At 68.8% G+C, this 24,963-nt stretch carries 27 protein-coding genes; 12 read left to right on the forward strand and 15 right to left on the reverse strand.

Features of this window, described 5'->3' with window-relative positions; all coding sequences use genetic code 11:
• Positions 1-98 precede the first annotated feature (98 nt).
• From GLP40_RS04150 to GLP40_RS04170, 5 genes are read right to left on the reverse strand one after another with little or no spacing between them, the layout of a single operon-like run.
• Positions 99-1,067 (reverse strand): copper resistance D family protein, encoded by a 969-nt coding sequence (locus GLP40_RS04150; RefSeq protein WP_328289664.1) that lies wholly within the window; start codon positions 1,065-1,067, stop codon positions 99-101.
• On the reverse strand, positions 1,064-1,600 hold the full coding sequence (locus GLP40_RS04155; protein ID WP_154786501.1) for a copper resistance CopC family protein: 537 nt from the start codon (positions 1,598-1,600) through the stop codon (positions 1,064-1,066). The genes GLP40_RS04150 and GLP40_RS04155 overlap by 4 nt, the downstream gene beginning before the upstream one ends.
• The gene (locus GLP40_RS04160; protein WP_154786502.1) at positions 1,597-2,247 is read right to left on the reverse strand and encodes a YcnI family copper-binding membrane protein; all 651 of its coding nucleotides are present in this window, start codon (positions 2,245-2,247) and stop codon (positions 1,597-1,599) included. Before GLP40_RS04160 ends, GLP40_RS04155 begins: the two co-directional genes overlap by 4 nt.
• 49 nt (positions 2,248-2,296) lie before the next feature.
• Positions 2,297-2,797 (reverse strand): hypothetical protein, encoded by a 501-nt coding sequence (locus tag GLP40_RS04165; protein WP_154786503.1) that lies wholly within the window; start codon positions 2,795-2,797, stop codon positions 2,297-2,299.
• Between the two features lie 7 nt (positions 2,798-2,804).
• The gene (locus GLP40_RS04170; RefSeq protein WP_154786504.1) at positions 2,805-3,443 is read right to left on the reverse strand and encodes a DUF6474 family protein; all 639 of its coding nucleotides are present in this window, start codon (positions 3,441-3,443) and stop codon (positions 2,805-2,807) included.
• 211 nt (positions 3,444-3,654) lie between these two features.
• Here GLP40_RS04170 and GLP40_RS04175 point away from each other — a divergent pair, with 211 nt between their 5' ends.
• From GLP40_RS04175 to GLP40_RS04185, 3 genes are all read left to right on the forward strand, one after another.
• Positions 3,655-5,304 carry a TM0106 family RecB-like putative nuclease gene (locus GLP40_RS04175; protein WP_328289665.1) on the forward strand — a complete coding sequence of 550 codons (1,650 nt, stop codon included), beginning with the start codon at positions 3,655-3,657 and terminating at the stop codon, positions 5,302-5,304.
• On the forward strand, positions 5,301-7,256 hold the full coding sequence (gene htpG / locus GLP40_RS04180; protein WP_328289666.1) for a molecular chaperone HtpG: 1,956 nt from the start codon (positions 5,301-5,303) through the stop codon (positions 7,254-7,256). Before GLP40_RS04175 ends, htpG begins: the two co-directional genes overlap by 4 nt.
• 315 nt (positions 7,257-7,571) lie before the next feature.
• Complete coding sequence (locus GLP40_RS04185; RefSeq protein WP_154786505.1) at positions 7,572-7,772, forward strand: cold-shock protein; 201 nt, start codon at positions 7,572-7,574, stop codon at positions 7,770-7,772.
• Between the two features lie 190 nt (positions 7,773-7,962).
• On the opposite strand, the gene GLP40_RS04190 is transcribed toward GLP40_RS04185, so the two are convergent.
• Positions 7,963-8,730 (reverse strand): SDR family NAD(P)-dependent oxidoreductase, encoded by a 768-nt coding sequence (locus GLP40_RS04190; protein WP_328289667.1) that lies wholly within the window; start codon positions 8,728-8,730, stop codon positions 7,963-7,965.
• 329 nt (positions 8,731-9,059) lie between these two features.
• Here GLP40_RS04190 and GLP40_RS04195 point away from each other — a divergent pair, with 329 nt between their 5' ends.
• Both GLP40_RS04195 and GLP40_RS04200 read left to right on the forward strand, forming a co-directional pair.
• Positions 9,060-9,968, forward strand: a complete 909-nt coding sequence (locus GLP40_RS04195; RefSeq protein ID WP_154786506.1) for an SDR family NAD(P)-dependent oxidoreductase — start codon at positions 9,060-9,062, stop codon at positions 9,966-9,968.
• Between the two features lie 29 nt (positions 9,969-9,997).
• Complete coding sequence (locus GLP40_RS04200; RefSeq protein ID WP_154786507.1) at positions 9,998-10,642, forward strand: TetR/AcrR family transcriptional regulator; 645 nt, start codon at positions 9,998-10,000, stop codon at positions 10,640-10,642.
• On the opposite strand, the gene GLP40_RS04205 is transcribed toward GLP40_RS04200, so the two are convergent.
• From GLP40_RS04205 to GLP40_RS04220, 4 genes are all read right to left on the reverse strand, one after another.
• Positions 10,583-11,326 carry a TMEM165/GDT1 family protein gene (locus GLP40_RS04205; protein WP_154786508.1) on the reverse strand — a complete coding sequence of 248 codons (744 nt, stop codon included), beginning with the start codon at positions 11,324-11,326 and terminating at the stop codon, positions 10,583-10,585. The two genes, GLP40_RS04200 and GLP40_RS04205, sit on opposite strands and share 60 nt — an antisense overlap.
• Positions 11,327-11,618: 292 nt before the next feature.
• Complete coding sequence (locus tag GLP40_RS04210) at positions 11,619-12,140, reverse strand: peptidase (RefSeq protein WP_154786509.1); 522 nt, start codon at positions 12,138-12,140, stop codon at positions 11,619-11,621.
• Positions 12,141-12,465: 325 nt separating this feature from the next.
• Positions 12,466-13,089 carry a superoxide dismutase gene (locus GLP40_RS04215; RefSeq protein WP_328289668.1) on the reverse strand — a complete coding sequence of 208 codons (624 nt, stop codon included), beginning with the start codon at positions 13,087-13,089 and terminating at the stop codon, positions 12,466-12,468.
• 284 nt (positions 13,090-13,373) lie between these two features.
• The gene (locus GLP40_RS04220) at positions 13,374-13,985 is read right to left on the reverse strand and encodes a hypothetical protein (RefSeq protein WP_154786510.1); all 612 of its coding nucleotides are present in this window, start codon (positions 13,983-13,985) and stop codon (positions 13,374-13,376) included.
• A 351-nt stretch (positions 13,986-14,336) separates the two neighbouring features.
• On the opposite strand from GLP40_RS04220, the gene GLP40_RS04225 reads away from it, so the two are divergent.
• The 4 genes from GLP40_RS04225 to GLP40_RS04240 all read left to right on the forward strand — a co-directional run bounded on the left by GLP40_RS04225 (position 14,337) and on the right by GLP40_RS04240 (position 17,768).
• Positions 14,337-14,669 carry a rhodanese-like domain-containing protein gene (locus tag GLP40_RS04225; protein WP_328289765.1) on the forward strand — a complete coding sequence of 111 codons (333 nt, stop codon included), beginning with the start codon at positions 14,337-14,339 and terminating at the stop codon, positions 14,667-14,669.
• A gap of 18 nt (positions 14,670-14,687) precedes the next feature.
• Positions 14,688-15,785, forward strand: a complete 1,098-nt coding sequence (locus GLP40_RS04230; RefSeq protein ID WP_154786512.1) for a DUF4328 domain-containing protein — start codon at positions 14,688-14,690, stop codon at positions 15,783-15,785.
• Positions 15,782-16,549 carry a glycerophosphodiester phosphodiesterase gene (locus tag GLP40_RS04235; RefSeq protein WP_328289669.1) on the forward strand — a complete coding sequence of 256 codons (768 nt, stop codon included), beginning with the start codon at positions 15,782-15,784 and terminating at the stop codon, positions 16,547-16,549. Before GLP40_RS04230 ends, GLP40_RS04235 begins: the two co-directional genes overlap by 4 nt.
• Before the next feature lie 301 nt (positions 16,550-16,850).
• Positions 16,851-17,768: a DUF5926 family protein gene (locus GLP40_RS04240; RefSeq protein WP_154786513.1), complete on the forward strand. Its 918-nt coding sequence runs from the start codon at positions 16,851-16,853 to the stop codon at positions 17,766-17,768.
• Between the two features lie 424 nt (positions 17,769-18,192).
• On the opposite strand, the gene GLP40_RS04245 is transcribed toward GLP40_RS04240, so the two are convergent.
• The 4 genes from GLP40_RS04245 to GLP40_RS04260 form a co-directional block, all read right to left on the reverse strand.
• Positions 18,193-18,741, reverse strand: coding sequence for a ferritin (locus GLP40_RS04245; RefSeq protein ID WP_154786514.1), 549 nt, complete (start codon positions 18,739-18,741; stop codon positions 18,193-18,195).
• Between the two features lie 92 nt (positions 18,742-18,833).
• Positions 18,834-20,129: an LCP family protein gene (locus GLP40_RS04250; RefSeq protein ID WP_407671527.1), complete on the reverse strand. Its 1,296-nt coding sequence runs from the start codon at positions 20,127-20,129 to the stop codon at positions 18,834-18,836.
• A 242-nt stretch (positions 20,130-20,371) separates the two neighbouring features.
• Positions 20,372-21,166, reverse strand: a complete 795-nt coding sequence (locus tag GLP40_RS04255) for a CPBP family intramembrane glutamic endopeptidase (protein ID WP_154786516.1) — start codon at positions 21,164-21,166, stop codon at positions 20,372-20,374.
• Between the two features lie 34 nt (positions 21,167-21,200).
• Positions 21,201-21,971 carry a DUF2470 domain-containing protein gene (locus GLP40_RS04260; protein ID WP_154786517.1) on the reverse strand — a complete coding sequence of 257 codons (771 nt, stop codon included), beginning with the start codon at positions 21,969-21,971 and terminating at the stop codon, positions 21,201-21,203.
• Between the two features lie 43 nt (positions 21,972-22,014).
• On the opposite strand from GLP40_RS04260, the gene GLP40_RS04265 reads away from it, so the two are divergent.
• The 3 genes from GLP40_RS04265 to GLP40_RS04275 all read left to right on the forward strand — a co-directional run bounded on the left by GLP40_RS04265 (position 22,015) and on the right by GLP40_RS04275 (position 24,164).
• The gene (locus GLP40_RS04265; RefSeq protein ID WP_230329229.1) at positions 22,015-22,506 is read left to right on the forward strand and encodes a hypothetical protein; all 492 of its coding nucleotides are present in this window, start codon (positions 22,015-22,017) and stop codon (positions 22,504-22,506) included.
• A gap of 81 nt (positions 22,507-22,587) precedes the next feature.
• On the forward strand, positions 22,588-23,505 hold the full coding sequence (gene pheA, locus GLP40_RS04270) for a prephenate dehydratase (protein WP_328289670.1): 918 nt from the start codon (positions 22,588-22,590) through the stop codon (positions 23,503-23,505).
• Positions 23,502-24,164 carry a histidine phosphatase family protein gene (locus GLP40_RS04275; RefSeq protein ID WP_328289671.1) on the forward strand — a complete coding sequence of 221 codons (663 nt, stop codon included), beginning with the start codon at positions 23,502-23,504 and terminating at the stop codon, positions 24,162-24,164. The genes pheA and GLP40_RS04275 overlap by 4 nt, the downstream gene beginning before the upstream one ends.
• Here the strand turns inward: GLP40_RS04275 and GLP40_RS04280 are convergent.
• Entirely contained in the window at positions 24,161-24,961 is an 801-nt protein-coding gene (locus GLP40_RS04280; RefSeq protein WP_328289672.1) for an ESX secretion-associated protein EspG, read from the reverse strand. The genes GLP40_RS04275 and GLP40_RS04280 overlap by 4 nt on opposite strands.
• Positions 24,962-24,963: the final 2 nt, after the last annotated feature.

Below are 24,963 nucleotides of genomic sequence, written 5' to 3' on the forward strand. Positions count from 1 at the left end.
TTCTAGTTTCAATCCGCAGATCTTGTGATCGGCTCCATAGAGCTGCGACTTCGCCATTTATGAGACAGCGCAGGCGAATTCGGCGACCGTGGCTCCGGTCAAGCCGTGACGGCCAGTGTAGCGGCCAGCCCGAAGACCGACGCCATCACCAGCACCTCCACAATCGCGCGCCGCAACGAGTCGTCCGCCGCCATCCGGTGATCGGCGACCTTCGGCACCCAGCCGCGCCGCCACCACCAGCCCAGTGCGAGCAGCACGGTGACCAGGATCGTCTTGGCCAGCAGGATGCGGCCGTACCCGCTGGTCACCAGTGGACTCACCCCGCCGATCCGCACCAGCCCGTTGACGATTCCGGTGACCGCCACCGTAACCACCAGCGGCAGCGCCCAATTCGAGTACCGAGGCAGCAGCACCGCCCACTCGCCCCGGGTGCGCACGGTCAGCGCCAGCGCGAGCAGCATGCCGAACCAGGCCGCCGCCGCCAGCGCGTGCACAGCCGCCAGCACCGAACCGAACGACTGCTGCGACATATGCCCGGTGATCGGTCGCAGCGCCAGCGTGACGGCGGTGAACACCAGCACCAGATCCGCGGTGGCCCGGTCCGGCTGCCGGAATCCGAAGGCGCTGTACGCCGCCACCGAGACGCTGCCGATGAGCAGCGCGATGCCGATCTGTCCGCCGCTCACGTGCGTGAGATAGTCGCCGAACCGCGCGGCGCTCAGCCGCCGCGCGGGAACCCCTTGCACCTCCGCGGCTTCCAGCACCAGCATGGCGAATTCCATGCCCGCCCAGACCGCGGCGAGCACGGTGAGCGGCCGCCACCGCGGGACCAGCCGGTCCCACAGCCTCGGCAGCCCGGCCAGCCCGAGCACGGTCGCCCCCGCGCAGTCGGCGAGCACCCGGACCGGGGCCTCGGCCTGGACCGGATCGTCGGCGGCCAGCGCCCAGGCCAGCGCGGCGCCGCCCAGGGCGACCGGGATGACCAGCAGCAGCAGCCATCTCAGTGAGCTGCTACCGCCGGCCGTCCCGCGCTCCCGGCGACGATCGGTGCGGTCGGGCCGATTCACCTGCGCTGCTTACCCCGTCCGCCGAACAGGGCGAAGGCCAAGCCGCCGCCGAACAGCACCACCGCCGCCACGATGAACACCCAGAGCGGCACGCCGCCACCGTCGGAGCCGCCGGACTTGGCGGTCGAGTCGGGCTTGGGGCCCGGAGTTCCATTGCCCGCCTTGGTGAGTGTGAACGAGCGGGTGCCGCTGACCGGGTGCCCGTCCGCCGAGGTGACCCGGTAGGCGATCTTGTACTCACCGACCGGACCCAGCTCACCGACCTCGATGCTGATGGTCGGCCCCTCCACCTTCGGCTGGCCCTTGGACCAGAGATTGCCGTCCGGCCCGGTGACCGTCATGGACGGGTAGGCGGGCTGCAGGCTCTCGTTGAAGGTGATGCTGACCGTGGCCGGCGAGGTGTCGATCTGCGCGCCGTTGTCCGGGCTCGAGGCGATGGGCGCGGAATGCGCGTCGGCGACCCCGCCGCCGAGCAATGCGAATCCGGTGACCAGCAGCCCGGTGATGAGCCCGGCCAGCAGCCTGCGGCTCATGATCGCCGTCCCCGGATGACGCTGCCCAGGCCGAGGGCCGCACCCAGCGCGCCCAGTGCCAGGCCGGTGCCGCCCAGCCAGCGGGCGGTGCTGTCGGTGCCCTTGTCGTTCTTGTCATCGGCCGCGGCGGGCGCGTCGTCGTCGCCGCCGCTGCTCGCGGCCAGGGTGAGGCTGGGGGCCGGGTGCTCGGGCTCACTGCCGTCGGCGTTCATCGGCTGGTTCCAGTCGACGACCTTGCCGTCGCTGTAGGTCTGGGCGGCGTTGAAGCTGACTTTATCCTGCTTGGGCAGCGGGCCCACCGAGAGCGCGAAGCGCTGGAACTGACCCGGGGCCACGCCCGGATTGCCGGGGTTGGCGGTCCAGGTGACCGACACGGCCTCGCCCTGGGCGTTCTTGTCGACCTTGGCGGTCCAGCCCGCGATCGGCTCGGTGCGCGCGCTCTTCAGGTTCGGCAGCGTCACGGTGAGCTTGGTGGTCGAGGCGGTGTCGGACTCGGTCGGCACCCGGAAGGTCGCGACCGCGTAGCCGCCCTGGCGGGCGCCGGGCGCGTCCACGGCCACGTGCGCGGACGCGACGCCCGCGCCGACCAGCATCAGTCCGGAGGCGGCCACGGAGGTGACGAAGACGCGCGAAAGAGAGGTGTTCATGAATGTATTGCCTTCTCTGACAATGGTTACGGGAAGAAAGGGATCGGGGTTACGCCGTAACCGGTGGCGCGCGCGGTCCGGCCGCGCCCAGGGCGAGAAGGGTTTTCGGGTCGGGAACCGAATGCGGGCGGCGAGACAGCGGGGCCCGCGCCGGGAGTCCGCCGGGCCGGGTGAGGAGCACCCGGACGGCGCGCGAGATCAGCTCGTAGAGCCGCTCGGTGATCAGGATCAGGAACGCGCAGCCGACCGCCGCCACCGCGTGCGCGATCAGCATCGGCCCGTGTGCGCTGAATTCCATTGCCCCCGCGGCATGCCCGTGCTGCACGAGACCGCTCAGGGCGAGGTGGCAGGCGGGCTGGCCCGCCACCATGAGGATGGGCAGCGCGGCCGGCGGCCGCAGTGCGGCGGCCGCCGCGCCCACGGCGGCGGCCGCCATCACCAGCAGCATGAGCCCCGAGGAACCGGGGTAGCCGCCCCCCGCGAACCCGTGCGCCGCAACCGCCAGGGCCGCCATGGCGACACCTGCCAGTCCACCGCGCACCGAGCTCATGGGTGACTCAGTTCACGCCGAGACGGGCGAGCACGTCGGCCTCGATGCCGGAGAGCTCGTTGGAGATGGAGGCGTGCACGGCGCGGCGGCGCGGCACCGGCATCTGGGCCGCGGTGCGCACCGCCGAGGACAGGCTGTCCAGGCGATCGCGGCTGGCGGTCACGAACGCCTTGGTCTCGGTGTCGGAGCTCTTGGACTCGATCTGCGACAGCGTCGACTCCACGCCCGCGATGCGCGCCTGTAGCTTCGCGCCCGGGCCGGCGAACTCGCCCAGTTGATCCAGGCCGATGCCCAGCTGCTGGGCCCGACGGGTGTCGAGTTGCCCGCGCACGAAGGTCGCGCCGCGGTAGGCGAGCGGCGCCAGCACCGGCACCAGTATCCGAGCCACGCCCAGATACTTGCGGATCGAGGCCGCGCTGAAGGGATCCCGTTCCGCGCGGGCGGCGATCTTCAGCGCCGCCTTCTCCTCGGCCTGCAGCTTGGCGATTTCCGCCTTGGCGACCTGCTTCTGGGTGCGCGCCTCCGCCCGGTTCTTCTTGCGCTCGTTGCGCGCGCTCAGCTTGGCCTCCATACCGGCCTTGTGCTTGAGGGCTTTCGCCTCGGCTCGGCGGCTGACCCGCTTCTTGCGCTTGCCGAACAACCCCATAAATGGCCTCCGTCATGCTGGTTCGCCATGGCAGCACAGGGCCGGGGGAAATTGCCTGTCCGCCCATGAAACGCAGTGTGCGAATCACCCTAACCGGTGGTGTCACGGCGCAGCGAGCGCCGTGCGGTTTCGGTGCCACATCGTGGCGCCCCGGAGAGCGAAACAGGACGGCCCGCCGACCCTGTCGGACGTTCGAGCCATACTGACTGGCGTGTATTCGGGCATCGGTGACCATGGCGAGCGGGCCGCGTTCTTGGACGCGCGCGCTCTTATCGGGTGCCGGCACCGGCTTTTCCTGGACGCCACCCATCCGGGCGTGTTGACCGGAGTCGCCGAGGACGCCGGCGTGCAACAGCGACGAGAAGCGGCCGCCGCGCATCGATCTCATGTGCGGGACACGCTGGTCGGCGCCGCCCCGGAGCGCTGGACGGTCATCGATCCGACGCTGCCCGCGCCGCAGCGGGCCGCGGCCACCATGGCCGCCATGGCGGCGGACGCGGAACGGATCTGGGGCGGACTGCTGCCGCAGGAGCCCGACACCGGCCGGCGCGGCGGCTGCGAAATCCTTTGGCGCGACAGCGATCGCGGCGGATACGTCCCGATCATCGTGGTGAACCACAAGGTGACCGATCCGCGCCAGCCGGATCCGGCGGACTTCCACCCGACGACCAGCGACCTGTACCAATGGAATCCGCAGCCGGACAAGCACGTCCGCACCCGGCCGCAGCCGCGCGACCAGCAGCGCCTCGCGCACCTGTACCGCATGCTGCAGCGCCACGGACTGGCCAGCCCCGCCCTGGTGGGCGGCGCTATCGGGTACCACTTCGACCGCATCCTGGTCCACGATCTGGGCCTCGTCCTGGACGACTACGACCTCCGCTACGCCGACCGCATCGCGGTGGTGCGCGGCGAACTCCCCACCGTCCCATCGAAAGTCCCCGAGTGCCGCCAATGCCCGTGGTGGAGCCGGTCTCCCGAGGAGGGCGGCCGCAGCTGTGAGCAGTGGCTGGCCGAGCGTCGCGACGTGAGCCTGGTGGCCCCGGGCTCACGCGCGGAGGTACTGCGCCGTCACGGCGTCGAGACCATCGATGAACTGGCCGCCTGGAGCGGCGACGATCCCGACGACTGGCAGTACGAGCCGTTCACCGAGGCCGTGGTCACCGCCCGCGCCTGGGCCACCGGCGCGCCCCTGGTCCGCCGGGTCGACCGGGTGCGGGTCACCCGCGCCGACATCGAGGTGGACGTGGACCTGGAGAGCTTCCAGGAGCACGGCGCCTACCTGTGGGGCACCCTGCTGGACGGTGTCTACCGTCCGTTCGTCACCTGGGATCCGCTGCCCACCGAGGACGAGGGCCGCTCCTTCGCCGAATTCTGGGCCTGGCTCATGAGTGTGCGCGCCGAGGCCGCGGTCCAGGGCAAATCCTTTGCCGCCTACTGCTATTCGCGCACCGCCGAGGACAAATGGCTGTACGAGTCGGCCCGCCGCTTCGCCGGGCGTCCGGGCATCCCCACCGAGCGGGAGGTGCAGCAGTTCGTCGACGGCCCGCAGTGGGTGGACATGTTCCAGGCGGTGTCCGAGCAGTTCATCTGCCCGAACGGCAAGGGCCTCAAGAAGATCGCGCCGGTCGCGGGTTTCCACTGGCGTGACGCCGAGGCCGGGGGAGAGGCGTCCATGGGCTGGTACCGCCTGGCCGTCGCGTACGAGGGCGGCGAGCCGGATCTGTCCCAGCGCACCCGGATTCTCGAATACAACGAGGACGACGTGCAGGCCACGAAGGTGTTGCGGGACTGGATGACGGATCGGGCCGACGCCGAGGTTCCGGCGATTGCCGACTTCGTCTGTCGTAATATCGCGTCGTGACCGAACACATCGAACACCTGGAGTTTCAGGCCGAGACTCATCAGCTGCTCGAGCTGATGATCCACTCGGTGTATTCGAACAAGGACACCTTCCTGCGGGAGCTCATCTCCAATGCCTCCGACGCGCTCGACAAGCTGCGCCTGGAGACCTTCCGCGACAAGGACCTGCACGCCGACACCTCCGACCTGCACATCGAACTCGCGGTCGATCGTGACGACCGCGTGCTCACCGTCAGAGACAACGGCATCGGCATGTCCCGCGCCGAGGTCGTGGACCTGATCGGCACCCTCGCCAAGTCCGGCACCGCCCAGCTGCGCAAGCAGCTGCTGGAGGCCAAGGCCGGTGACCAGCAGGCCGAGGAGCTGATCGGCCAGTTCGGCATCGGCTTCTACTCGACCTTCATGGTGGCCGACAAGGTCACCCTGACCACCCGCAAGGCGGGCGAGAACACCGGCACCCGTTGGGAATCCGAGGCGGGCAGCTCCACCTATTCCATCGAGGAACTGGACGACGTCCCGCAGGGCACCACGGTGTCGCTGCACCTCAAGCCCGCCGACGAGGACGACCACCTCTTCGACTACACGCAGGAGTGGAAGCTCCGCGAAATCATCAAGAAGTACTCGGATTTCATCGCCTGGCCCATCCGTATGGACGTCGAGCGCACCGTTCTGGAGGGCGAGGGCGAGGACAAGACCGAGAAGACCCTGGTCGAGACGCAGACCCTGAACTCCCAGAAGGCGCTGTGGACCCGCCCGCGCGGCGAGGTCTCCGACGAGGAGTACACGGAGTTCTACAAGCACATCGCGCACGCCTGGGACGATCCGCTCGAGATCATTCCCCTGAAGGCCGAGGGCACCTTCGAGTACCAAGCGCTGTTGTTCATTCCCTCGCACGCGCCGTTCGACCTGTTCACCCGTGAGCACAAGCGCGGTGTCCAGCTGTACGTGCGCCGGGTGTTCATCATGGACAACTGCGAAGAGCTGATGCCGGAGTATCTGCGCTTCGTGAAGGGCGTGGTGGACGCGCAGGACCTGTCGCTCAATGTGTCCCGCGAGATCCTGCAGCAGGATCGGCAGATCCAGATGATCCGCAAGCGCCTGGTGAAGAAGGTGCTGTCGACGGTCAAGGACTTGAAGAACGCCGAGGATCAGACCAAATACCAGCAGTTCTGGCGCGAGTTCGGCCGGGTGCTCAAGGAGGGTCTGCTCTCCGACCACGACAACCGCCAATCCATCCTGGGCGTCTCGTCGTTCGCGTCCACGCATTCGGACTCCGAACTGACCTCGCTGTCCGCGTACGTCGAGCGCATGCCGGAGACCCAGTCGGCCATCTACTACATGACCGGCGAGACCCGGCAGCAGATCGAGAACTCCCCGCATATGGAGGCGTTCCGGGCCAAGGGCCTCGAGGTGCTGGTGCTGACGGACCCGGTCGACGAGATGTGGGTCGGCACGGTCACCGAGTTCGAGGGCAAGCCCATCGTCTCCATCGCCAAGGGCGAGGTCGACCTGGAGACCGAGGACGAGAAGAAGGCCTCCGAGCAGTTGCGCGAGCAGCAGGAGAAGGACTTCGCCGACCTGCTCGGCTGGCTGCGGCAGACGCTCGACGCCGAGGTGAAGGAGGTGCGCCTGACGGCCCGCCTCACCACCTCCCCGGCCTGCATCGTGGGTGACGTGTTCGACTTCACTCCGATGCTCGAGCGCATGTACCGCGCCTCCGGCCAGGAATTGCCGCACAGCAAGCGCATCCTCGAACTCAACCCGGCGCATCCGCTGGTCACCGGTCTTCGCGACGCGTACGCGAAGGTGTCCGGCGATGCCGAGAAGCCGCACGAACTCACCGAGACCGCCGAATTGCTCTACGGCACCGCGGTTCTCGCCGAGGGCGGCGAACTGAAGGATCCGGCGCAGTTCGCCCGCATCTTGTCGGACCGCCTCACACGCAGCCTCTGACGGTCGCGCTCGCATCGGGCTCCTGCGGTGTTTCCGCAGGAGCCCGACCTATAGCAAGCGGGAATTGGTCATGCCTGATTCGTCCTTGATGTGACGGTCCACATCTCCTGGCGATTTCGGGAACTCGGCGCGAGCGCGTACGTTGTACGTCTTGGTCGTAAGTTTTTCGTGTTCGTGTTCAACATGCTCGCGCGGAACAGTGTGCGGGCGTCGCTTCACCTTGCCAGGCAAGTTGCAAGCCGCCTTCTGATCGACCCCCGGGTGCCGCGGCCGCGGCACCCACGCACCAAAGAAACACCTCGTCAGGAGAAGGTAATGGTTCAGGGCACCGTCAAGTGGTTCAACGCGGAGAAGGGCTACGGCTTCATCGCCCGCGAAGACGGCCCCGACGTTTTCGTCCACTACTCGGAGATCGAGGGCAACGGCTACCGCCAGCTCGAAGAGGGCCAGGCGGTCTCCTTCGAGATCACCGAGGGCAAGAAGGGCCCCCAGGCTGCGGCTGTCCGCCCGAACTGACCCGCCTCCCCGCGCGGCGCACAGCTGAGTGCCGTCGACGGCCGAGCACGCGTGCCGGCGTTGGGCCGAACCGGTCTCGGGGTCCCCGGGGAGTCACCCGGATCCTCACGAGATCAGTTGTCGCGATAGGGATAACGAAACAGCAAGGCCCCGTATCGAATTCGGTACGGGGCCTTGCCCGTTCACATGATCAGCGCGGAGCCATGCGGAGGGCGCCGTCCATGCGGATGGTCTCGCCGTTGAGGTAGTCGTGCTCGGTGATGTACTGCGCGAGCTGCGCGTACTCGTCCGGGCGGCCCAGGCGGGACGGGAACGGCACACCGGCCTCGAGGCCCTTGCGGTACTCCTCGGTGACGCCGGCCAGCATCGGGGTGTCGATGATGCCGGGGGCGATGGTGTTCACGCGAATGCCGAACTGCGCCAGGTCACGCGCGGCCGGAACGGTCATGCCGGCGACGCCGCCCTTGGAGGCGGAGTAGGCGATCTGCCCGATCTGGCCCTCGAAGGCCGCGACCGAGGCGGTGTTGATGATGACGCCGCGCTGGCCGTACTCGTCGACCGGATCGGTCTTGGCGATGGCGTCGGCGGCCAGGCGCATGACATTGAAGGAGCCGAGCAGGTTCACGGTGATCACCGTGCGGAACAGCTCCAGGTCGTGCGGTCCGTTCTTGGACAGGATGCGTCCTGCCCAACCCACACCGGCGCAGTTGACGACAATGCGCAGCGGCACACCGGATTCCACGACCTTGGCGACCGCGGCGGCCACCTCGTCACCGCTGGTGACGTCGGTCGGGATCAGGGTGACATTGGCGGGGACGCTGTCGCCCGCGCGCTCGATGGACTGAGCCAGATCCAGGCCGAAAACGGTCGCACCCGCGTCGGCGAAACGCTTGGCGGTAGCCGCGCCCAGCCCGGACGCACCTCCGGTGACAATGGCGGCGGAGCCCGAAATCTCCACGGTGAATGGTCCTCTCGACGGTGGACGGCCCTCTCACTGGCCATCCGTCAATAGGCACGATATCGGGCACCCCGAACCAGCCTGAGAGGGGCCATAGTTTGACGAACTCGACGGTTCGCGGCCGAGGGTGGGGAGGTGGATCTCGATTCTGGACTGCGCTCCGCCTCTTCGCGCGTGGAGCGGGGAGCGGAGCGGAGGAGGCCAAGAATCGAGACCGCGGCTTCATGGACGTGGCCGCGAAATCCGCCCGGAGTGAAGCGGAGGGCAAGTAGACAGAGCTCGCAAGATTTGCGAACACAGATGTTCGTATAAGTGGTACTTTCGCAGTCATGAACACCTGCACGGCCCGTCCTCGCCGTGGTTTCCGCCGGCCGACCCCGCGAGTGGCCGGCAAACGCATCCTGATCACCGGCGCGGCCCGTGGCATCGGGGCCGTCCTGGCCCGCCAGCTGCACGCGCACGGCGCGCACGTGGCCCTGCTCGGCATCGAGGAGTCGCTGCTGGCCCAGGTCGCGGCCGACTGCGGTGACGCACCCTGGCGCTATTGCGATATCGGCGATCCGGACCAGGTCGAGCGGGTGGTCAACTCCCTCACCGCCGAACTGGGCGGGCTCGACGCGGTGGTGTGCAATGCCGGCATCGCCCGGCAGCTGTCCCTGCTCGGCGGCGACGTGACCGTGCTCGAGGAGACCCTCACCGTCAATGTGCTCGGCGTCTACTACACGCTGCGCGCCGCCGGACCCCACCTCGCACACCGCGACGGCTACGTCCTGCTCATCTCCTCGCTGGCCGCCGCGATCCACCTACCCCTGGCCGGTGCCTACAGCGCCTCCAAGGCCGCGGTCGAGGCGCTCGGCGACACCCTGCGCATCGAATTGCGCCACACCGGAGCCAGGGTCGGCATGGCCTACTTCGCCGAACTCGACACCGAGATGACCAGCCGCGGCTTCGGCACCGAGGCTGCCCGCAGCATTCTGGGCCGCTCCACCGTCTCCGGCGTGGCCCCGCTGGGCCCGGCCATCGACGCCTGCGAACGCGCCCTGGCCCGCCGCTCCCGCCGCATCGTCTCGCCCTACTGGGTGAGCATGGTGCTGTGGTGCCGACCGCTGGCCCAGCGCCTGGTCGACTACTCGCTACGCGAGGGCGTGGCCGGCGGACTCGAGATCGCCCGAACCGAACCCACGGGCTTCACCACCGAGCAGCCGGCCCGCCCCCGCAGAATGAGAAAGCTCGTCTGAATCGCTCGATGCCCAACGGAGTCCCACACATGCCCGAATCGGCAACCCGCCAACTGCCCCGCGGCCGCCACGGCCTGCCCCGTGAGACCGTGGTCGCCGACCAGCGCGACCGCATCCTGCTCGCCATGGCCGAGGCGATGGCCGAGAACGGTTATGTCGGAACCCCGGTGGCCGCGGTCATCAAACGGGCAGGCGTCTCCCGCGAGACCTTCTACGAGCAATTCCGTTCCAAGGAGGACTGTTTCGAGGCGGCCTACGAGCGCGCCGCGGAACTCATGCTCACCGGCATCCTGACCGCCACCGGCGCCGAGTTCGACGGTGAGACCCGCACCGAGCGCATCGAACGCGTCCTCGGCGCGTACCTGGAGGCGCTCGCGGGCCAACCCGCTTACGCCCGTTTGTTTCTCGTCGAGGTGTACGCCGTCGGGCCGGAGGCCATCGCGCGGCGCACTCAGCTCCAGGAGACCTTCGTGGCCATGGTCGCCGATGTGCTCGGCGCGGAGACCGAGGAGCAGCGCTTCGCCTGCCAGACCCTGGTCGCGGCCTCGAGCGCCATGGTCACCGCGCGTATCGCGGTGAACGACCTGGACGGTCTGCGCGAGCTGCGGGAGCCGCTACTGGACCTCGTGCGGCGCGGCGGGGACCTGTTCGGCAATACCGTGCTCCACGACTGACGGCGCCGGGGTGACCGCGCGGCGGCGCACCAGCAGCAGCACGATGCCCGCGAGCGCCGGCAGGGCCAGTGACAAGAACGCGGCGCCCGGGGTGCCCAGGCCGCGGGCGAAGGCCTCCAGCAGGGTCAGCGCACCGAAGTAGAGGAACAGCAGGCCCGAGCAGACGGCCACGGACCGCTCCGGAATGTGCTTGCCTATGGTCACGCCGATCAGGATGGCCAGCCCGCCCGCGGCCACCATGCCCGCGACCGACCCGATCCACACCGCGAGCCAGCCGTTCTTGGTGGCCAGCGCCAGGGTGGCGAACATGGTGCGGTCACCGAGCTCGGCCAGCAGGAAGGCCGACAGCACCACCAGGAACGCGGACCGTGACCTCGGCTGCGGCGCGACCTCTTCCACTTCGCCGGGCGAATTCGACGGCAAGGTCTCGCGCAGGGTCCACAGGCCGACGGCGATGAGAGTGGCAGCGGCACACAGGGAAATGACTCCGGTGGGCAGCGCCGCGCCCAGGAAGTGGCCGACGCCGACGGCGATCAGGTTCACCAGCACGCTGGCGGCGGTGATGGCGGACAGCACCACCCACCAGTGGTAGCGCAGCGCGAATGTCAGGGCCATGAGTTGCGATTTATCGCCCAGTTCGGCGAGGAACAGCACGCCGAAACTCAGCAATATCGTGGCGATCATGAAGGTCAGCTCCCAGGTCTCCGGCCTGTCGGCTGAATGCGGGGGCGCTTCAGCCGACACCGCACCGGTCAATCGGTTTGGTTCTTGTCGGCCGAAGGTCTCGCCCACCGGAGGATTCCGGTTCACGCGCCGGATCCGGGACGGATCAGTATGTCGACGGCGTGATTGGGGGCTACTCCCCTTCGCTCGCGGCCATGCTACTCCGGCAAACCAGGCGCGTGCAAATGACTGTTCGCCAAATCGCAATGCGCACAATAAGTTTGGCGATGCTGCGGAAAGGTTTCGGTTACCCTTACGCGGCCAGCAGCATGGCCAGAACCGCGGTATCGGGATCGCTGATCGGATCCACCCCCACCCGCGAAACCATCGAGGTCACCGTGCCGTCGCAGTCCGTCTCCACCCAGGCCGCCCGATGTTCCAGGCCCAGATGCGGCAGACCCGGCAGCAGTAGGCAGCCCGACGCCGCACCCGTGCACTCGGGCAGCGAGGGCTGCGTCTCGCGCGGCGGATGCAGCATGAGCAGCGCGGTTGGCACATGACTGGCAAACATGCCCGGGCGCAAGGCTTCCGCCCCCATCACCGTGCCCTCCGCGATGACGACTCCGACCATGGCGGGATCCGGATCGTCCGGCAGCTCCTCTCGCGCCCCGAACACCGTCGAGGTGGGCAAAAGCCCCGGCAGACTGGCCACCCGCACGGCGAGCACCAGCAGTTGCGCCCATTCCTTGGTGGAGTCGGGCCAGCGCCCGGAGATCACGAAGCCCTGCAGCGAACCATGCGCATGAAACGGCATGACGCCGATCTCGCCACTCATGATGTGCCTCCCGAACCTCCCGGGGGCGGCTGTGCCCGGTATTGCTGTAGGGAACACCAGGTTGTACCCGAACGGAACTGGCACACAAGTACCAAAGAGTGCTAGCACCCACACCCTGGAAATGCGAAAGGCCCGCGAACCGTATCGGTTCGCGGGCCTCAGGCGTACGAACGGACCGCTGTCCCACGGTCGTCTCCGGGACCGGTCGCATCCGTCCCCAGAGGAGAGGCCGCCCACCTCTGCCCCGTTCGGGGCTGGTCGTCCCCCGAATTCCCTTTTTGGGGGGTGTAGGGGCGTCAGCCCCCAAAACTCATGCCCATCGGCGTCAGCCGAAGATCAGGCCCTTGCCCTGGCTGACCGCCTTGGAGTAGCGGTTCTGAATCTCGGCCCAGTTCACGACGTTCCAGAACGCCTTGACGTAGTCCGCCTTGACGTTCTTGTACTGCAGGTAGAAGGCGTGCTCCCACATGTCCAGGCCGAGCAGCGGAATGATGCCCAGCGGCACATTGCCCTGCTGGTCGGTCAGCTGGAAGGTGAGCAGCTTGTTGCCCAGGGTGTCGTAGCCCAGCCAGGCCCAGCCGGAGCCCTGCAGGCCATTGGCGGCCGCCGAGAACTGCGCGACGAACTTGTCGAAGGAACCGAACTCGTCGTCGATGGCCGCGGCCAGATCGCCGACCGGCTTGTCGCCGCCGTCCTTGGACAGGCTCTTCCACCAGATGGAGTGGTTGACGTGGCCGCCGAGGTGGAACGCGAGGTTCTTCTCGTTCAGGAAGATGGCGGCGTGGTCGTCCTTGGCCCGCGCCTCTTCCAGCTTCTCGAGGGCAGCGTTGACGCCCGCGACGTAGGCGGCGTGGTGCTTGGTGTGGTGGATCTCGTTGATCTGCCCGGAGATGAAGGGCTCCAGGGCGCTGTAGTCGTAATCGAGGTCTGGCAGCGTGTAAACAGCCACGATGTCCCTTTCCGTGTCGGGGCCGTGTGTCCTCGGCAGGTGCCGAGGCGCACCCAACCATCATTCGTACACCCGCTCGTCTGCAACCGGGCTGCGTGCCCCCGCATTCCGGTCCGGATAATTCCTTCCCACTCTTCGGAATTGCGCCGAAGACAGCATCACCGCCGGTCGCGCGCGGTCCCACAGCATCGAATCATGTCGTGGTACGACGAGTTCGCCGGGCGCTCGAGACCGCCGGAACCGACCGTGTGACAACCGAGCAAGCCTTGCCCGGCCGGTCCGACCTACAGCGGCGGGACGACGTCCGGGCGCATGGTGCGCGGGTCGCCCGCGTCGTGGGCGTGCCACCAGCGCACACCGCCGGCGATGAACTCCCGCAGGGCGATCGGTGCGCCCTGCCTGTCGGTGACCTCGAGGCCCTCGAACCAGACGCGCACATCGAGTTCGCGCGGGTCGACGCCCTCCTCCTGAGAGAACTCCATCATGTGGGCGGCCGGCGTGTCGCTCAGCGTGGTGTCGAAGCTGAGCAGCTTGCGCCACTGGCTCCAGGAGCTGTCGCCGAGATCGAGGAAGTCCCAGCCGTGCAGCGCGCCGCCACCGAAACTCCGCACGGCGTCGTGCAGGCCATCGAGGGTGAGCGGGAGGACAACGGGCGCGAGATCATCCCAGCGCTGACGGCGCAGCGAGGCGGCGACCCGGCTGACCCCCGTCAGGGTCAGGTAGATATCGCAGTCCGGCGGTGGGGGACCGTCCTCGGGCAGGGTCAGCACGTCCAGTTCCAGGCGTAGGGTGGCCGCCGCCGGGTCGACGTCGATGCCGAGGCATGTCGCCTCCGACAGCGCGCGGTTGAGTCCCTCGATGTCCAGGCCGTCGAGTAGCCCCCTGCTCACAGTCATAGCGCCAGGCTACCGATGTCGCCTGGCCCGACCCAGGATTTCCGCTGATCGGTAGTGTTGTGGTTCTTTTCCGATCCGAACCGGAACCATGCGCTCACCTGCGGCGTCAGACTGGATAGGGCCTTCTGGGACAGAGGCCTCGGGTCGGCCGCTCCGGAACGGGGAGGGGACTTCCGGATCGGCCGACCGGACGAAGCATCCTCTATGGATCCTGTGGATCAGGTTGTGGATTATGTGGATAACTCCTCGAAACCGAGCCCGCGCAGCCACGGAACTCCACAGCTCTCGCGCACGCGTGGCAGGATCGAAACCGTGACGAACCCCCACCTGCCCTCGGTGCCGATCAACGCGGTGCCTGCGGAATTCGATGCCGCCGACGGCTGGGGTTCGACCGTGCCGGTGCCCGCCCAGCTCCTCGACGTCCGGGAGGTCGACGAATGGCAGCTCGGCCGCGCGCCCGGCGCCATCCACATTCCCATGACCGATGTGCCCGCCCGGCTCGACGATATCGACATCGACGCCGAGATCTACGTGATCTGCCGGCAGGGCGGCCGGTCCGCACCGGTGGTGGAGTACCTGAACCAGATCGGTTACGAGGCCGTCATGGTCTCGGGCGGCATGGTGGCCTGGCAGCAGACGGGCCGCCCGCTCACCGGCGACGGTGCCGAGGCGAAGATCTACTAGGCGCGGAGAGGTGGAGCGATGAACGGGGGACAGGTGGGCCGGTCGCGATCCGCCGTCGTGCAGCCGTGCGCCCGTTGCGGCGCGCGCTGGGCCGTCCAGGGCAAACCGCTGCACTGGTGCCCGCGCTGCCACGGCGTTCTGCTCTCGCCGGCTCCGGTGGACGCCCCCGCCGAGCGCCGCAACTACCGCTGGGTGGCCCGCCCGCCCGGCCGGAGAACCCCCGCCCCGCAGCCTGTCCGGCGGACAGGCACGACGGAGACGCCGCGCTACCACCAGATTCCGCGGTGGGGGCTGCACGACCGGCCCCCGGCGGAGGCCGCCGCGCCGCGCCGCCCGCTGGCCGAGCTGACCGATCGGCTCACCGTCCTGTTGCTGGCGACCGCGGGCGTCTTCGGGTTCGCCGCGCTGGCCGAGCTGGGCCGATACGGCATCCTGCTGCGCAACCGCACGCGCCTCATCCAGCCCTGGCTACTGTGGATATCCGATGCCGCCGTGACCGTTTCGGCGGTGGCGGCCCCGGTGCTCGCCCTGGTTTCGGCGGTGGCGCTGGTCGGCTGGCTCGCCGAAACCCGCCGCGCGGCCTACGCGCGGTTGGCGGAGTCGGATCCGCGGTCGTTGCGCACGCTGATGCTCGGCTGTCTGGTTCCGATCGTGAATCTCGTGTGGCCCGGCATCTTTCTGGGCGAGGCGGCCCGGCTGCGGATCGCCGACGGCGGGGATCCGCGGCTGCTGCGGGCGGTCCGGATCTGGTGGGGCGCTTGGCTTCTCAACGCCGCGCTGGTGCTGGTGACGGTACCGTACCGGTTCGCGACGTCGCTGCAGGTGCAGGCCGACGGGGTACTGGCGAGCATGTGGACGGATCTGGCCGCGGCCGGGGTCGCGGTCGCCTCGCTCGGGTTGGTGCGGGCCTTCGCGGACCTGGATCTGCGGGGCCGGCCGAGGGCACGGGGGCGCTGGGTGATCGCCACCGGGCCCGCGCAGCCGGTGATCGAACCCGTGCGGCGCGCGCCCGAGGCTGTCGTCCGGGATGATGCTGTCGTCGAGGATGATGCAGCAGTCGGGGATGAAGACGCCGATGCGGCCCCGTCGGAGCAACAGGAGGTATTGGCGAAGTGAGCCGGGCCAGTCGTGCGCCGTTCGTGGTCGCGCACCGGGGGGCGTCGGCGGCGCGACCCGAACACACCCTCGCCGCATACGATCTCGCCCTGCGGGAGGGCGCAGCCGGCGTCGAGTGCGATATCCGCCTGACCCGTGACGGGCACCTGGTCTGTGTGCACGACCGCACCGTGGACCGCACTTCGAGCGGGACGGGCGCGGTCAGCGAGCTGACTCTCGACGAGCTGAAGGCGATGAACTTCGGCACCGCCGAGGAACCCGAGGGCGTGCTCACGCTGTCGGCGCTCATCGAGCTGGTGCTGGACTGGAAGAGCCGTCCCACCAAGCTGTTCATCGAGACCAAGCACCCGGTCCGCTACGGGGCGCTGGTGGAGACCACGCTGCTGAACGAGCTCACCCGCTACGGCATCGGCGCGCCCGCGTCGGCCGATCACTCTCGTGCGGTGGTCATGTCGTTCGCGGCGACCGCGGTCTGGCGCATCCGCCGCGCGGCCCCGCTGCTGCCGACCGTCCTGCTGGGCGAGTCCTCGCTATACCTGTCCGGCGGCGCGGCCCACACCGTCGGCGCGACCGCCGTCGGCCCATCGGTGCGCACCCTGCGCGAGCACCCGGACCTGGTCGACAAGGCCGCGGCCGCGGGCCGCGCCACCTACGTCTGGACCTGCGACGACCCCGAGGACGTCCAACTCTGCGCCGACCTGGGCGTGGACTGGGTCGCCACCAACTACCCCGCCCGCACCAAGGCCGTCCTCACCACCGCCTGAAACCCCGTATCGAGGCTTGCTCGAGCTGTCGCAGTCCGTGCCCACGACTTTCGAGCGGATCGCCCTCGGGCTGTCACAGTCCGCGCCAACGACTTTCGAGCGGATCTTCCTCGAACCGCCGCACTCCGCGTCAGCGACTTTCGAGCGGATCGCCAGTTGGTTCGCGGCGCGTCTCGTTCTGGACTGACCGGAGCGGGGGAGCGAAGCGGAGGAGCGGAGGGAGGGAAGAACGAGACTTGCAGCGCCGCGAACCCCGCCCGGAGCGAAGCGGAGGGCAATTAACACAGTAGGTTTGCCAACCATGGGTAAGAGCAAGCGCAACAGTCCCAAGCCGGACAGTAATCGGGCGCAGAAGCTGGCCGCCCGCCGCGCCGCACAGGAGGCGGCGGCGCAGGCCGTGACGCGCCCCTTCGAGGGCTTGGCCGCCGAATGTGATCTGGTCGCGCTACGGGAGTTCGTGCCGTCGGCCACCGCGACCTTGAAGTTGTCGCCGAATGTCGCCGCGAAGCGGGCAGTCACCCTCGCCACCGTGCTGCCCGGCGCGGTCGCCGCGCTGGTGCGGGCCGGGGACGAGCCGACCGGTTTCGTCGGCACGCAGGTGCAGTTCCAGTCCGCCGATCCCGCCGCGGATCTGGCCGCCGCCATTCTGTGGACCCAATCCGCCGCCCCGGGCGAGTCGCTGACCACCGCGACTGTGGAAGGCGCGCCGCGGCTTTCGGAGGTGCTGGATCCGGGCGCGGCCCTGGATCTGACCGTGCACCAGGACTTCAACTGGTGGGTGCCCGAGGGCGTCACCCCGGACCCGCAGGTGGCCGCCACCATCGAGCAGGCCGATCAGGCCATCATGCCGTCGGCCCGCTTGGAGCTGGGCGCGGATGCCGTCGGCGCGGCCTGGTGGGTCGACGCCGGCGAGAAGGCGCACATCCGATGGGTGCGGCCGGAGGACGAGGACCAGCTCATGCTGGCGCTGGCGCGGCTGCACGCGGCCGGCGATCTGCACCTGGGCGAGGGTTCGCGGTTCGCGGGCTCGTTCCGTACCCATGGGCTGCTGGTGCCGGTCTTCGACCTGGATCGGGAGAAGCACGCGAGCGAATGGGAAGCCCCGGCTCGCGCGTTCGACGCGAAGCTGAGGGCAGCGCTGAAATCGGACACGCCGCTGACCTCCGAGGAGCGCCGCTCGCGCGACGGCTTGCGGTCGCGGCAGGTCACCTTGCGCTGATTGCGCTGTCATGCTGCGCTGGGCGCGCGGATGCATTGCGGGCCGTTCGCCGGGTGAACAGGATTCACTCGGTGAGCGGCCCGATTTTTTTGCGGGGATTTTTCTGAAAAGTGCCTGTTTCGCTCTGAGTGCTCGGTTAGGTTCTCTGCACCCCGGAAGTTTCACGGGGGATCCGATGACCATCGCATGGGATATCAGATGAGGAGAAATGCCATGGATGCCGTTCTGGCCCTGGTCAAGTCGATGTTCGGTACGTTGTCCGCCAATGCCACCGGCACCGTCACCGTGCCGACCAAGTAAGGAAAAGGCGGGTACGCATCGCAGAAAGCCGAGCACATGCGGCAGGCCCGGTCCAGCGCAAGGGACCGGGCCTGCTATGTCAATCCACCGGGCCGGACGCGAATTCCGTTCGGCCCATGAGCAATTAGAGCGAGCCGCCCGCGGCGTGCGGCGCACCCGAGGTGTCCTTCGGGCCACTCATTTCCCGCTGCACGAAATACTCCAGATCGAACAGATTCGCGCCGGCCCGCTCGGCGACGGTGAGCAGGGTATCCATGGTCGCGACCTCTTCGACCTGCTCCTTGAGGAACCACTGCATGAACTGCTCGCCCTGGTAGTCGCCCTCTTCCCGGGCGGTCTTGGCGAGCTGGACGACCTGGTCGGTGACCGCCCGCTCCTGCGCGAGCGCCAGCGCGATCGGCTCCTTGGCATTCGCGAAATGCGAAGTGGCGGCATCGGTTCCGGGCATCTCGACCGCAATGTCCTGATCGATCAGATACCGCGCGATCATCATCGCGTGGTTACGCTCCTCGACGGCCTGCTGATAGAAATACTTGGCCAGGACGGGCAGATCGGCATTGTCGAACCACATCGCCACCGCGATGTACTGGTGCTCGGCATTGAACTCGTTGCGGAATTGATCCTGGAGCAGGGCGTGGAACTTGCTGCGCTTGGTCTGGGTTCGGGTGGACATGTCGACGACATTAATCCTGGTCATATCGTGTGTCATGCAAGTGCAGCCTTATTGAGCGCAGCCTTATCGAGGCAAGTGTCGCCTCATTCGTTCTAGCTGCCGACCGTGGTGATCAAGTCCTGCGGCAGTTGCTGATCCTTGGCCAGGGCATCGAAGAACGCACTCGCCTTGGTCTTGTCCCAGAGCAGTACATTGCCGCTCCCGGAGACGTCCTCGAACCCGCCGACGGGCACCGTGGTAGTGATCGGATCGCTGTTCAGCGCATTGCCGAGGCTCGCCAGATTCCAGATGTGCGCGCCGTTGTCGACCTTCAGCGCGGCGGTCAGATCCCGGACCAGCGGCCAGGACCGGAACGGATTGGCCAGGGTGGCCGGCCCGGCCGCCTTCTTCAGCAGGGCGCTGAGGAATTTGCGCTGGTTGAGCATGCGATCCAGGTCGGCGCGCGGGGTCGCACGGGACCGCACGAAGCCCAGCGCCTCCGCGCCGTTGAGGGTCTGGCAGCCCGCGGGCAGGTCGATGCCGGCCAGCGGGTCCTTCATGGGGGTGTCCAGGCACATCTGGATGCCGCCGACCGCGTCCACCACATTGGCGAAGCCGCCGAAGCCGATCTGCACGTAGTGGTCGATGTGCAGGCCGGTCGCGCCCTCCACGGTCTTGACCAGCAGTTGCGCGCCTCCGACGGCGAAGGAGGCGTTGAGCTTGTCCTTGCCGACGCCCGGAATGCCGACATACGAGTCGCGCGGCAGGCTGACCAGCGTCGGCCGTCCCGACTTGGGGACGTGTACCAGGATGATGGTGTCGGTGCGTTCGCCCTCCACATCGGTGGCGTCACCGGTGGACAGCTGTTGCTCCTGCGATTTGGACAGCCCCGCACGGCTGTCGGAACCCACCAGCAGCCAATTCGTCCCGGGCGTGTCGCCGACCCGTCCGGGATAGTTCGCGAGAGCGTCGATCCGCGTCAGGTGGGTGTCGACATAAATGGCCGCGGCGACCGGCAACAGCAGGAGCACCACCAGCAGCGACAGAATCCAGCGGAACCAGTGCCGCTTCTTGCGGGGCCTGGACCCGCGCGGTGGACGACCGTCGCCGCCACGGCGTTTGCCCGGCAGCGGCGGCGGCGGAGTGCACGGCGGCTCGTCCCGGAAGGGGACCGGCTGCTGGGTCGGCGCGTGGCCCATGGGGGCGGCGGCGCGTTCCCGCGCCGGTGGAATCCGATTGTCCTGCGGCGGAATCCGATCGTGGCCGGCGCCGCGATTGCCCTGTGGGGAAACAGGATCGCCCTGCGGCGGCACGTGATTGCCCGGCCGCCGCTGCCGCGGTGCCGGATTCCGGGGCGGCGGCACCTGTGAGTACGCCAGGGCCTGACCGGATTCATCGCGTCGGATCACTCGAGTTGGTTCTATGCGCGGCCTGCCGTCGTTAACGGACCGGTCGTCCGCGGGCGGCCGCTGAGACGAAGGTCTCTGTGATTGCCCGTGATTCGCCACGGGTCGTGGCGGGTGCGCGGGGACCTCGCCAGGGCGTCCCGGCGGCGGCTCCCGGCGCATCCGTGCAAAGTGCTGGGGGTCGTCGCCGTTCATCAAGGGAAACAGTACCGATAGTGGCTGCCGCGTGGCTCGTTCCGATTGGATTACGGCAGCCAGGAGACGTGTCCGCGCAGGAAGGTATACCCGATGTAGGCGATCGTGTCGATCAGCGCGTGCGCGAGCAGCAGCGGCCAGAGCCGGTTGGTGCGCTGCCAGTAGCGCCCGAAGATCAATCCCATGACCACGTTTCCGAGCCCGCCGCCCAGCCCCTGGTACAGGTGGTAGCTGCCGCGCAGCAGCGCGGATGCCAGCAGTGACCGGTTCTCCGACCACCCCAGGGCCCGCAACCGCGAGATCAGGTACGCGACGACCAGCACCTCCTCGGCCGCCGAGTTCGCCCACGCGGACAGCACCAGCACCGGCAGCCGCCACCAGTGCTGAAGCGAGCTGGGCACTATGGTGACGCTCACACCCAGCGCATGCGCCGCCAGATACAGTCCCAGCCCGGGGATTCCGATCAGGGTCGCGAGCGCCAGCCCGGGCAGCACGTCCGCTCGCCAACGCGGCCGCCACGCCAGTCCGACCGTCCGCGGCGCGATCCCGCTGCGCCACAGCAGATAGACCCCCAGCGCCGCCCAGCCGAGCAGCCGCGCCACGCTCACCAGCTGGAACAGCAGGTCGATGGTGGACTGCGCCGCCCGCGACGGATTCAGCGCGACGGACTGCCCGCCCACCCCGCCGGGCGCGAGCGCGCTCTCCAGCAATGACAGCGCCGCGTTGGCCCCGCTCAGTCCGAAGGTGACGACCAGCACCACCGCGATCTCGAGTTTGATCGCCCGTCGGCCCTGTTCGGACGATTCGGGCGCGGGCCACACGGGTGCGGGATCAGCCGAAACCATGTTCGCCAATCTAGGCGGGCGCCCGGTGAACTCGTCAGATGCGGTGCAGGCCGCCCTGGAAGGGGTTGCCCGCCAAGGCGTGTACGGCGCGGCTGAGGGATTCGATGTCGTGGGCGGGGGCGTCGAAGGGGATGCGGATGTCATGGTCGGCGTCGATGGCCTCGACGCGCAGGGTGACGCCGTAGCGGTCGATGGCCAGCGGATGGATGGGGGCGCCGCGGCGCAGGGCGTGCGGCAGGCGGCGGGCCAGGCGGTCCACCACATCCGGGTGGTCGGCCTGAAGGTGTTGCAGCCAACCGGCTTCCAGCGCGCAGAACGGATCGGGGCGGGCGTCGCGTAGTTGCTCGCGGTCGACCGAGTCGGCGCCGGAGGTGTCGGCCACTACCGCGGAGTCGATGACCAGCCGCAGCAGGATGGCCGTGTGGCCGATATCGAGCAGGTCCGGATGGGGGTGGTCGGCGGCGACCGCACCGGCCAGCGCGCGCTGGGCGTGGGAGGGCACGGCATGGGCCCAGCCGCGCAGCCAGACCAGGGCGCGAACGGGTTCGCGCAGTGGCAGTGGCGCTTGATCGGTGAGTTCGAGGACCGCCGGGGATCGGTTCGCGCCGCAGCCGAGCACCAGGCCGGCGGCGGCGGAGTTCATCGGGATCGCCATCACCATGTCCCCGCACTGCCGCAGCAGGTGTACGGAGGTGGGCACCGGATCGAGGCCGGGCAGGGCCAGGACCGCGCTCTCGGCGTGCGCGCAGGCGCTGTGCACGCGTTCGGCGGTTGTGGGCGCGACGACCTGGGCCGCGTGTGGCATACACACCTCCGGAGTCGAATTAGGTAAACCTAAGCTAAGTGACATGGATCGCGCGCGCAAGACCTTCCCGGGTGGCAGTGCCGAGGGCCGGCCTGCCGATCGCTACCGTGAAGGCGTGCCGCACGATTCGTCCCCCGCGTCCGAGCCGGTCGCGCTCACCTTGTCCGTGCCGCCCCGCGCGGCCCGCGGCCTGACCGCGGATCTGGTCCGCCCGGTCTCGGCCGATCCCGGCGTCGAGGTGCTGGACCTGGCGCTCGACGACGAGGCGGTGTCGGAGTTCCTGGTGCGAATCGTGCACGGCGACAGCGGTTTCGTAGCCCGCGCCGACTCCGGCGAGCGCGCGCTGGCGGGCGTCGCGGCCACGGTGGCCGCGCTGTGCGGGGAGGACATTCGCGCCGCGTTGGGCGCACCGGACATCAGGTTCCTCGCGGGGCTGAAACCGCCCGCGGTCGAGGCGTTCCGGGAGGTGTTGCTGGCCATCGAAACCCGCGAGGTCGCGGCCGTGACCGCCGCGCTCGCGCCGCTCGGCGGCTGAACTCGCCCGGCGCGGTGCGAAGTTACCCAGGAGTTGGCCAAAGCCGAGGGTGACCGCGCACACGCAAGTAATGTCGTAACCGTGCCGCGTATCGCCTACTTCGGGCCGTCGGGAACTTTCACCGAGATGGCCCTCGCCCAACTGGAGTCCACCGGAATCTTCGATGGGCCGGTCGAACGTGTCGCGGCCCCCAGCCAGGGCGCGGCCATCGAGCTGGTGCGCGCCGGGGAAACCGCGGGCGCCGTGGTGCCGATCGAGAGCTCGGTGGAGGGGTCGATCGCGCCGACATTGGACGCGCTGGCCGTCGGCCCGCGGCTGCAGATTCTCGCGGAAACCGATCTGGACGTGGCCTTCACGATCGTGGGCCGCCCCGGTGTCGCCCTCGACGAGGTGCGGCGGATCGCGGCCTATCCGGTCGCTGCCGCACAGGTGCGCATGTGGCTGGCCGCGAATGTGCCGCTGGCCGAGATGTACACCTCCGCCTCCAACGCCGCGGCCGCCGAGGACGTCGCCGCCGGGCACGCCGATGCCGCCGTCTCGACCGCGCTGGCGGGAGAACGCCTGGGACTCGCCACCCTGGCCCACGGGGTCGCCGACGTGGATCGGGCCATCACCCGCTTCGTGCTGGTCGCCACCCCGCAGCCCGCGCCGCCGCGCACCGGGACCGATCGCACCTCGATCGTGCTGGAGCTGGCGAACGAGCCCGGTTCGCTCATGCGCGCCTTCGCCGAATTCGCCACCCGCGGTATCGATCTCACCCGCATCGAATCCCGGCCCACCCGCACCGGCATGGGCACCTACCGTTTCTATCTGGACTGCGTCGGGCACATCGAGGACACCGCCGTGGCCGAGGCCCTGAAGGCATTGCACCGCACCGCCGCCCGGATTCGTTATCTCGGCTCCTGGCCCGCCACCTCGGCTACCGGCACACCGCCGCCGCCCGACGCACCCGCCGCGGCCTGGCTGGCCGATCTGAAGAAAGGGGTGGCCGACCTGTGACCGGCAAACTCATCCTGGTCCGGCACGGCGAGACCGAGGGCAATGTCGGCAAGATCCTCGACACCCGCCTGCCGGGTCTGCCGCTCACCGAACGCGGTGTGGCGCAGGCGAAGACCTACGGCGCGAATTTGACCGCGCCGCCCCAGCGGCTGTTCTCCTCGGCCGCGCTGCGCGCCCAGCAGACCGGCGGCTACATCGAGGCCGCCACCGGCGTCTCGCTGACCGTGCTGGAGGATCTGCAGGAGGTACAGCTCGGCGACCTCGAGGGGTTGAACACTACGGCCGCGCACATGGAATTCCAGAGGGTCTATCACGCGTGGCATTTCGGTGATCTGAGCGTCAGGGTGCCCGGCGGTGAATCCGGTGAGGAAGTGCTCGCCCGCTATATCCCCGCGCTGGAACGGCTGCGCGATGAATTCCTCGCGGCCCCGGATTCCCCGGACGTCATCGTGGTCAGCCACGGCGCGGCCATGCGGTTGGTGTCACGGGAACTCACCGGTGTGCCAAGGCTTTTCGCCGCCAACAATCACCTGGACAATACCGAGACCATCGAGCTGATGCCCTTCGCGGACAACCTCTGGGAGTGCACCCGCTGGGGTCGCTATCCCGCCCCGTTCGCCGACGCCATCGCCGCCACCGGGGACGACCCCATGGGCTAGGACGGGAATTCCGTTCGTAGCGGCAGGGATTCGATGAGATCGCGCAGGGCCGTGCGCAGTCGGGCCGTGGTGCCGCTCGCGAAGGACGTCCACTTGGTCCCGTCCTCGGCGGTGGTGGTGCTGGCGAGGAAGCGGCCGTGCCGGGTGTCGTACACCGCGAGGTGACGATCGGCCACGTCCCGTGATCCGTCGCCGTGGCGCACGCCGACGATCTCCGCGTGCGAATTCACCTGCACCAGAGCCGAAGCGAGCATCTGCGCATCGCGCACCGGATTGCCCACTTTCGTCAGCCGCGCGGCCGTGGTGGCGGCATCGCCCGCATTGTCGAGGATGGGGACCAGGTCCTCGGTGGGCGCGTTCATTCCGGACAGTTCGAGCGGATCGGCCGGGGCGAGCGCGGCCATGACGATGCCCGGAAGATCGTGGCTCGCCTCGTCGAGCGCATACGAGCCGGGGCCGCGCAGCGCCACCACCTCGAAGTCGTCGCCCTTGGCCAGGCAGCACCGGTTGACCTGGCCGGCCACATACCAGCGCAGGGCCAGCACCCAGTGCGGCCGGTAGAGCACGCGCAGTCGTTCGGCCAGTTCCGGGTGCACCTGGTCGCCGTCCACGAGGTCGCGGTCGGCCAGGGTGGCGGCAGCGCCCGCCATGGCGGCGTCGTGCTCGGCGGCGGTGTCGTAGCGGCCCGTGGCATTCAGCACGACCGGCAGTTCGTCGATCCCCAATGTCTGCTGGAGATACTGCATTTCGTCGAGGGACAGCGTGACCGATCGCAGCAGCGACGGCCCGCGGCCCACGC

This window comes from Nocardia aurantiaca (assembly GCF_009708175.1).
GTDB lineage: Bacteria > Actinomycetota > Actinomycetes > Mycobacteriales > Mycobacteriaceae > Nocardia > Nocardia aurantiaca.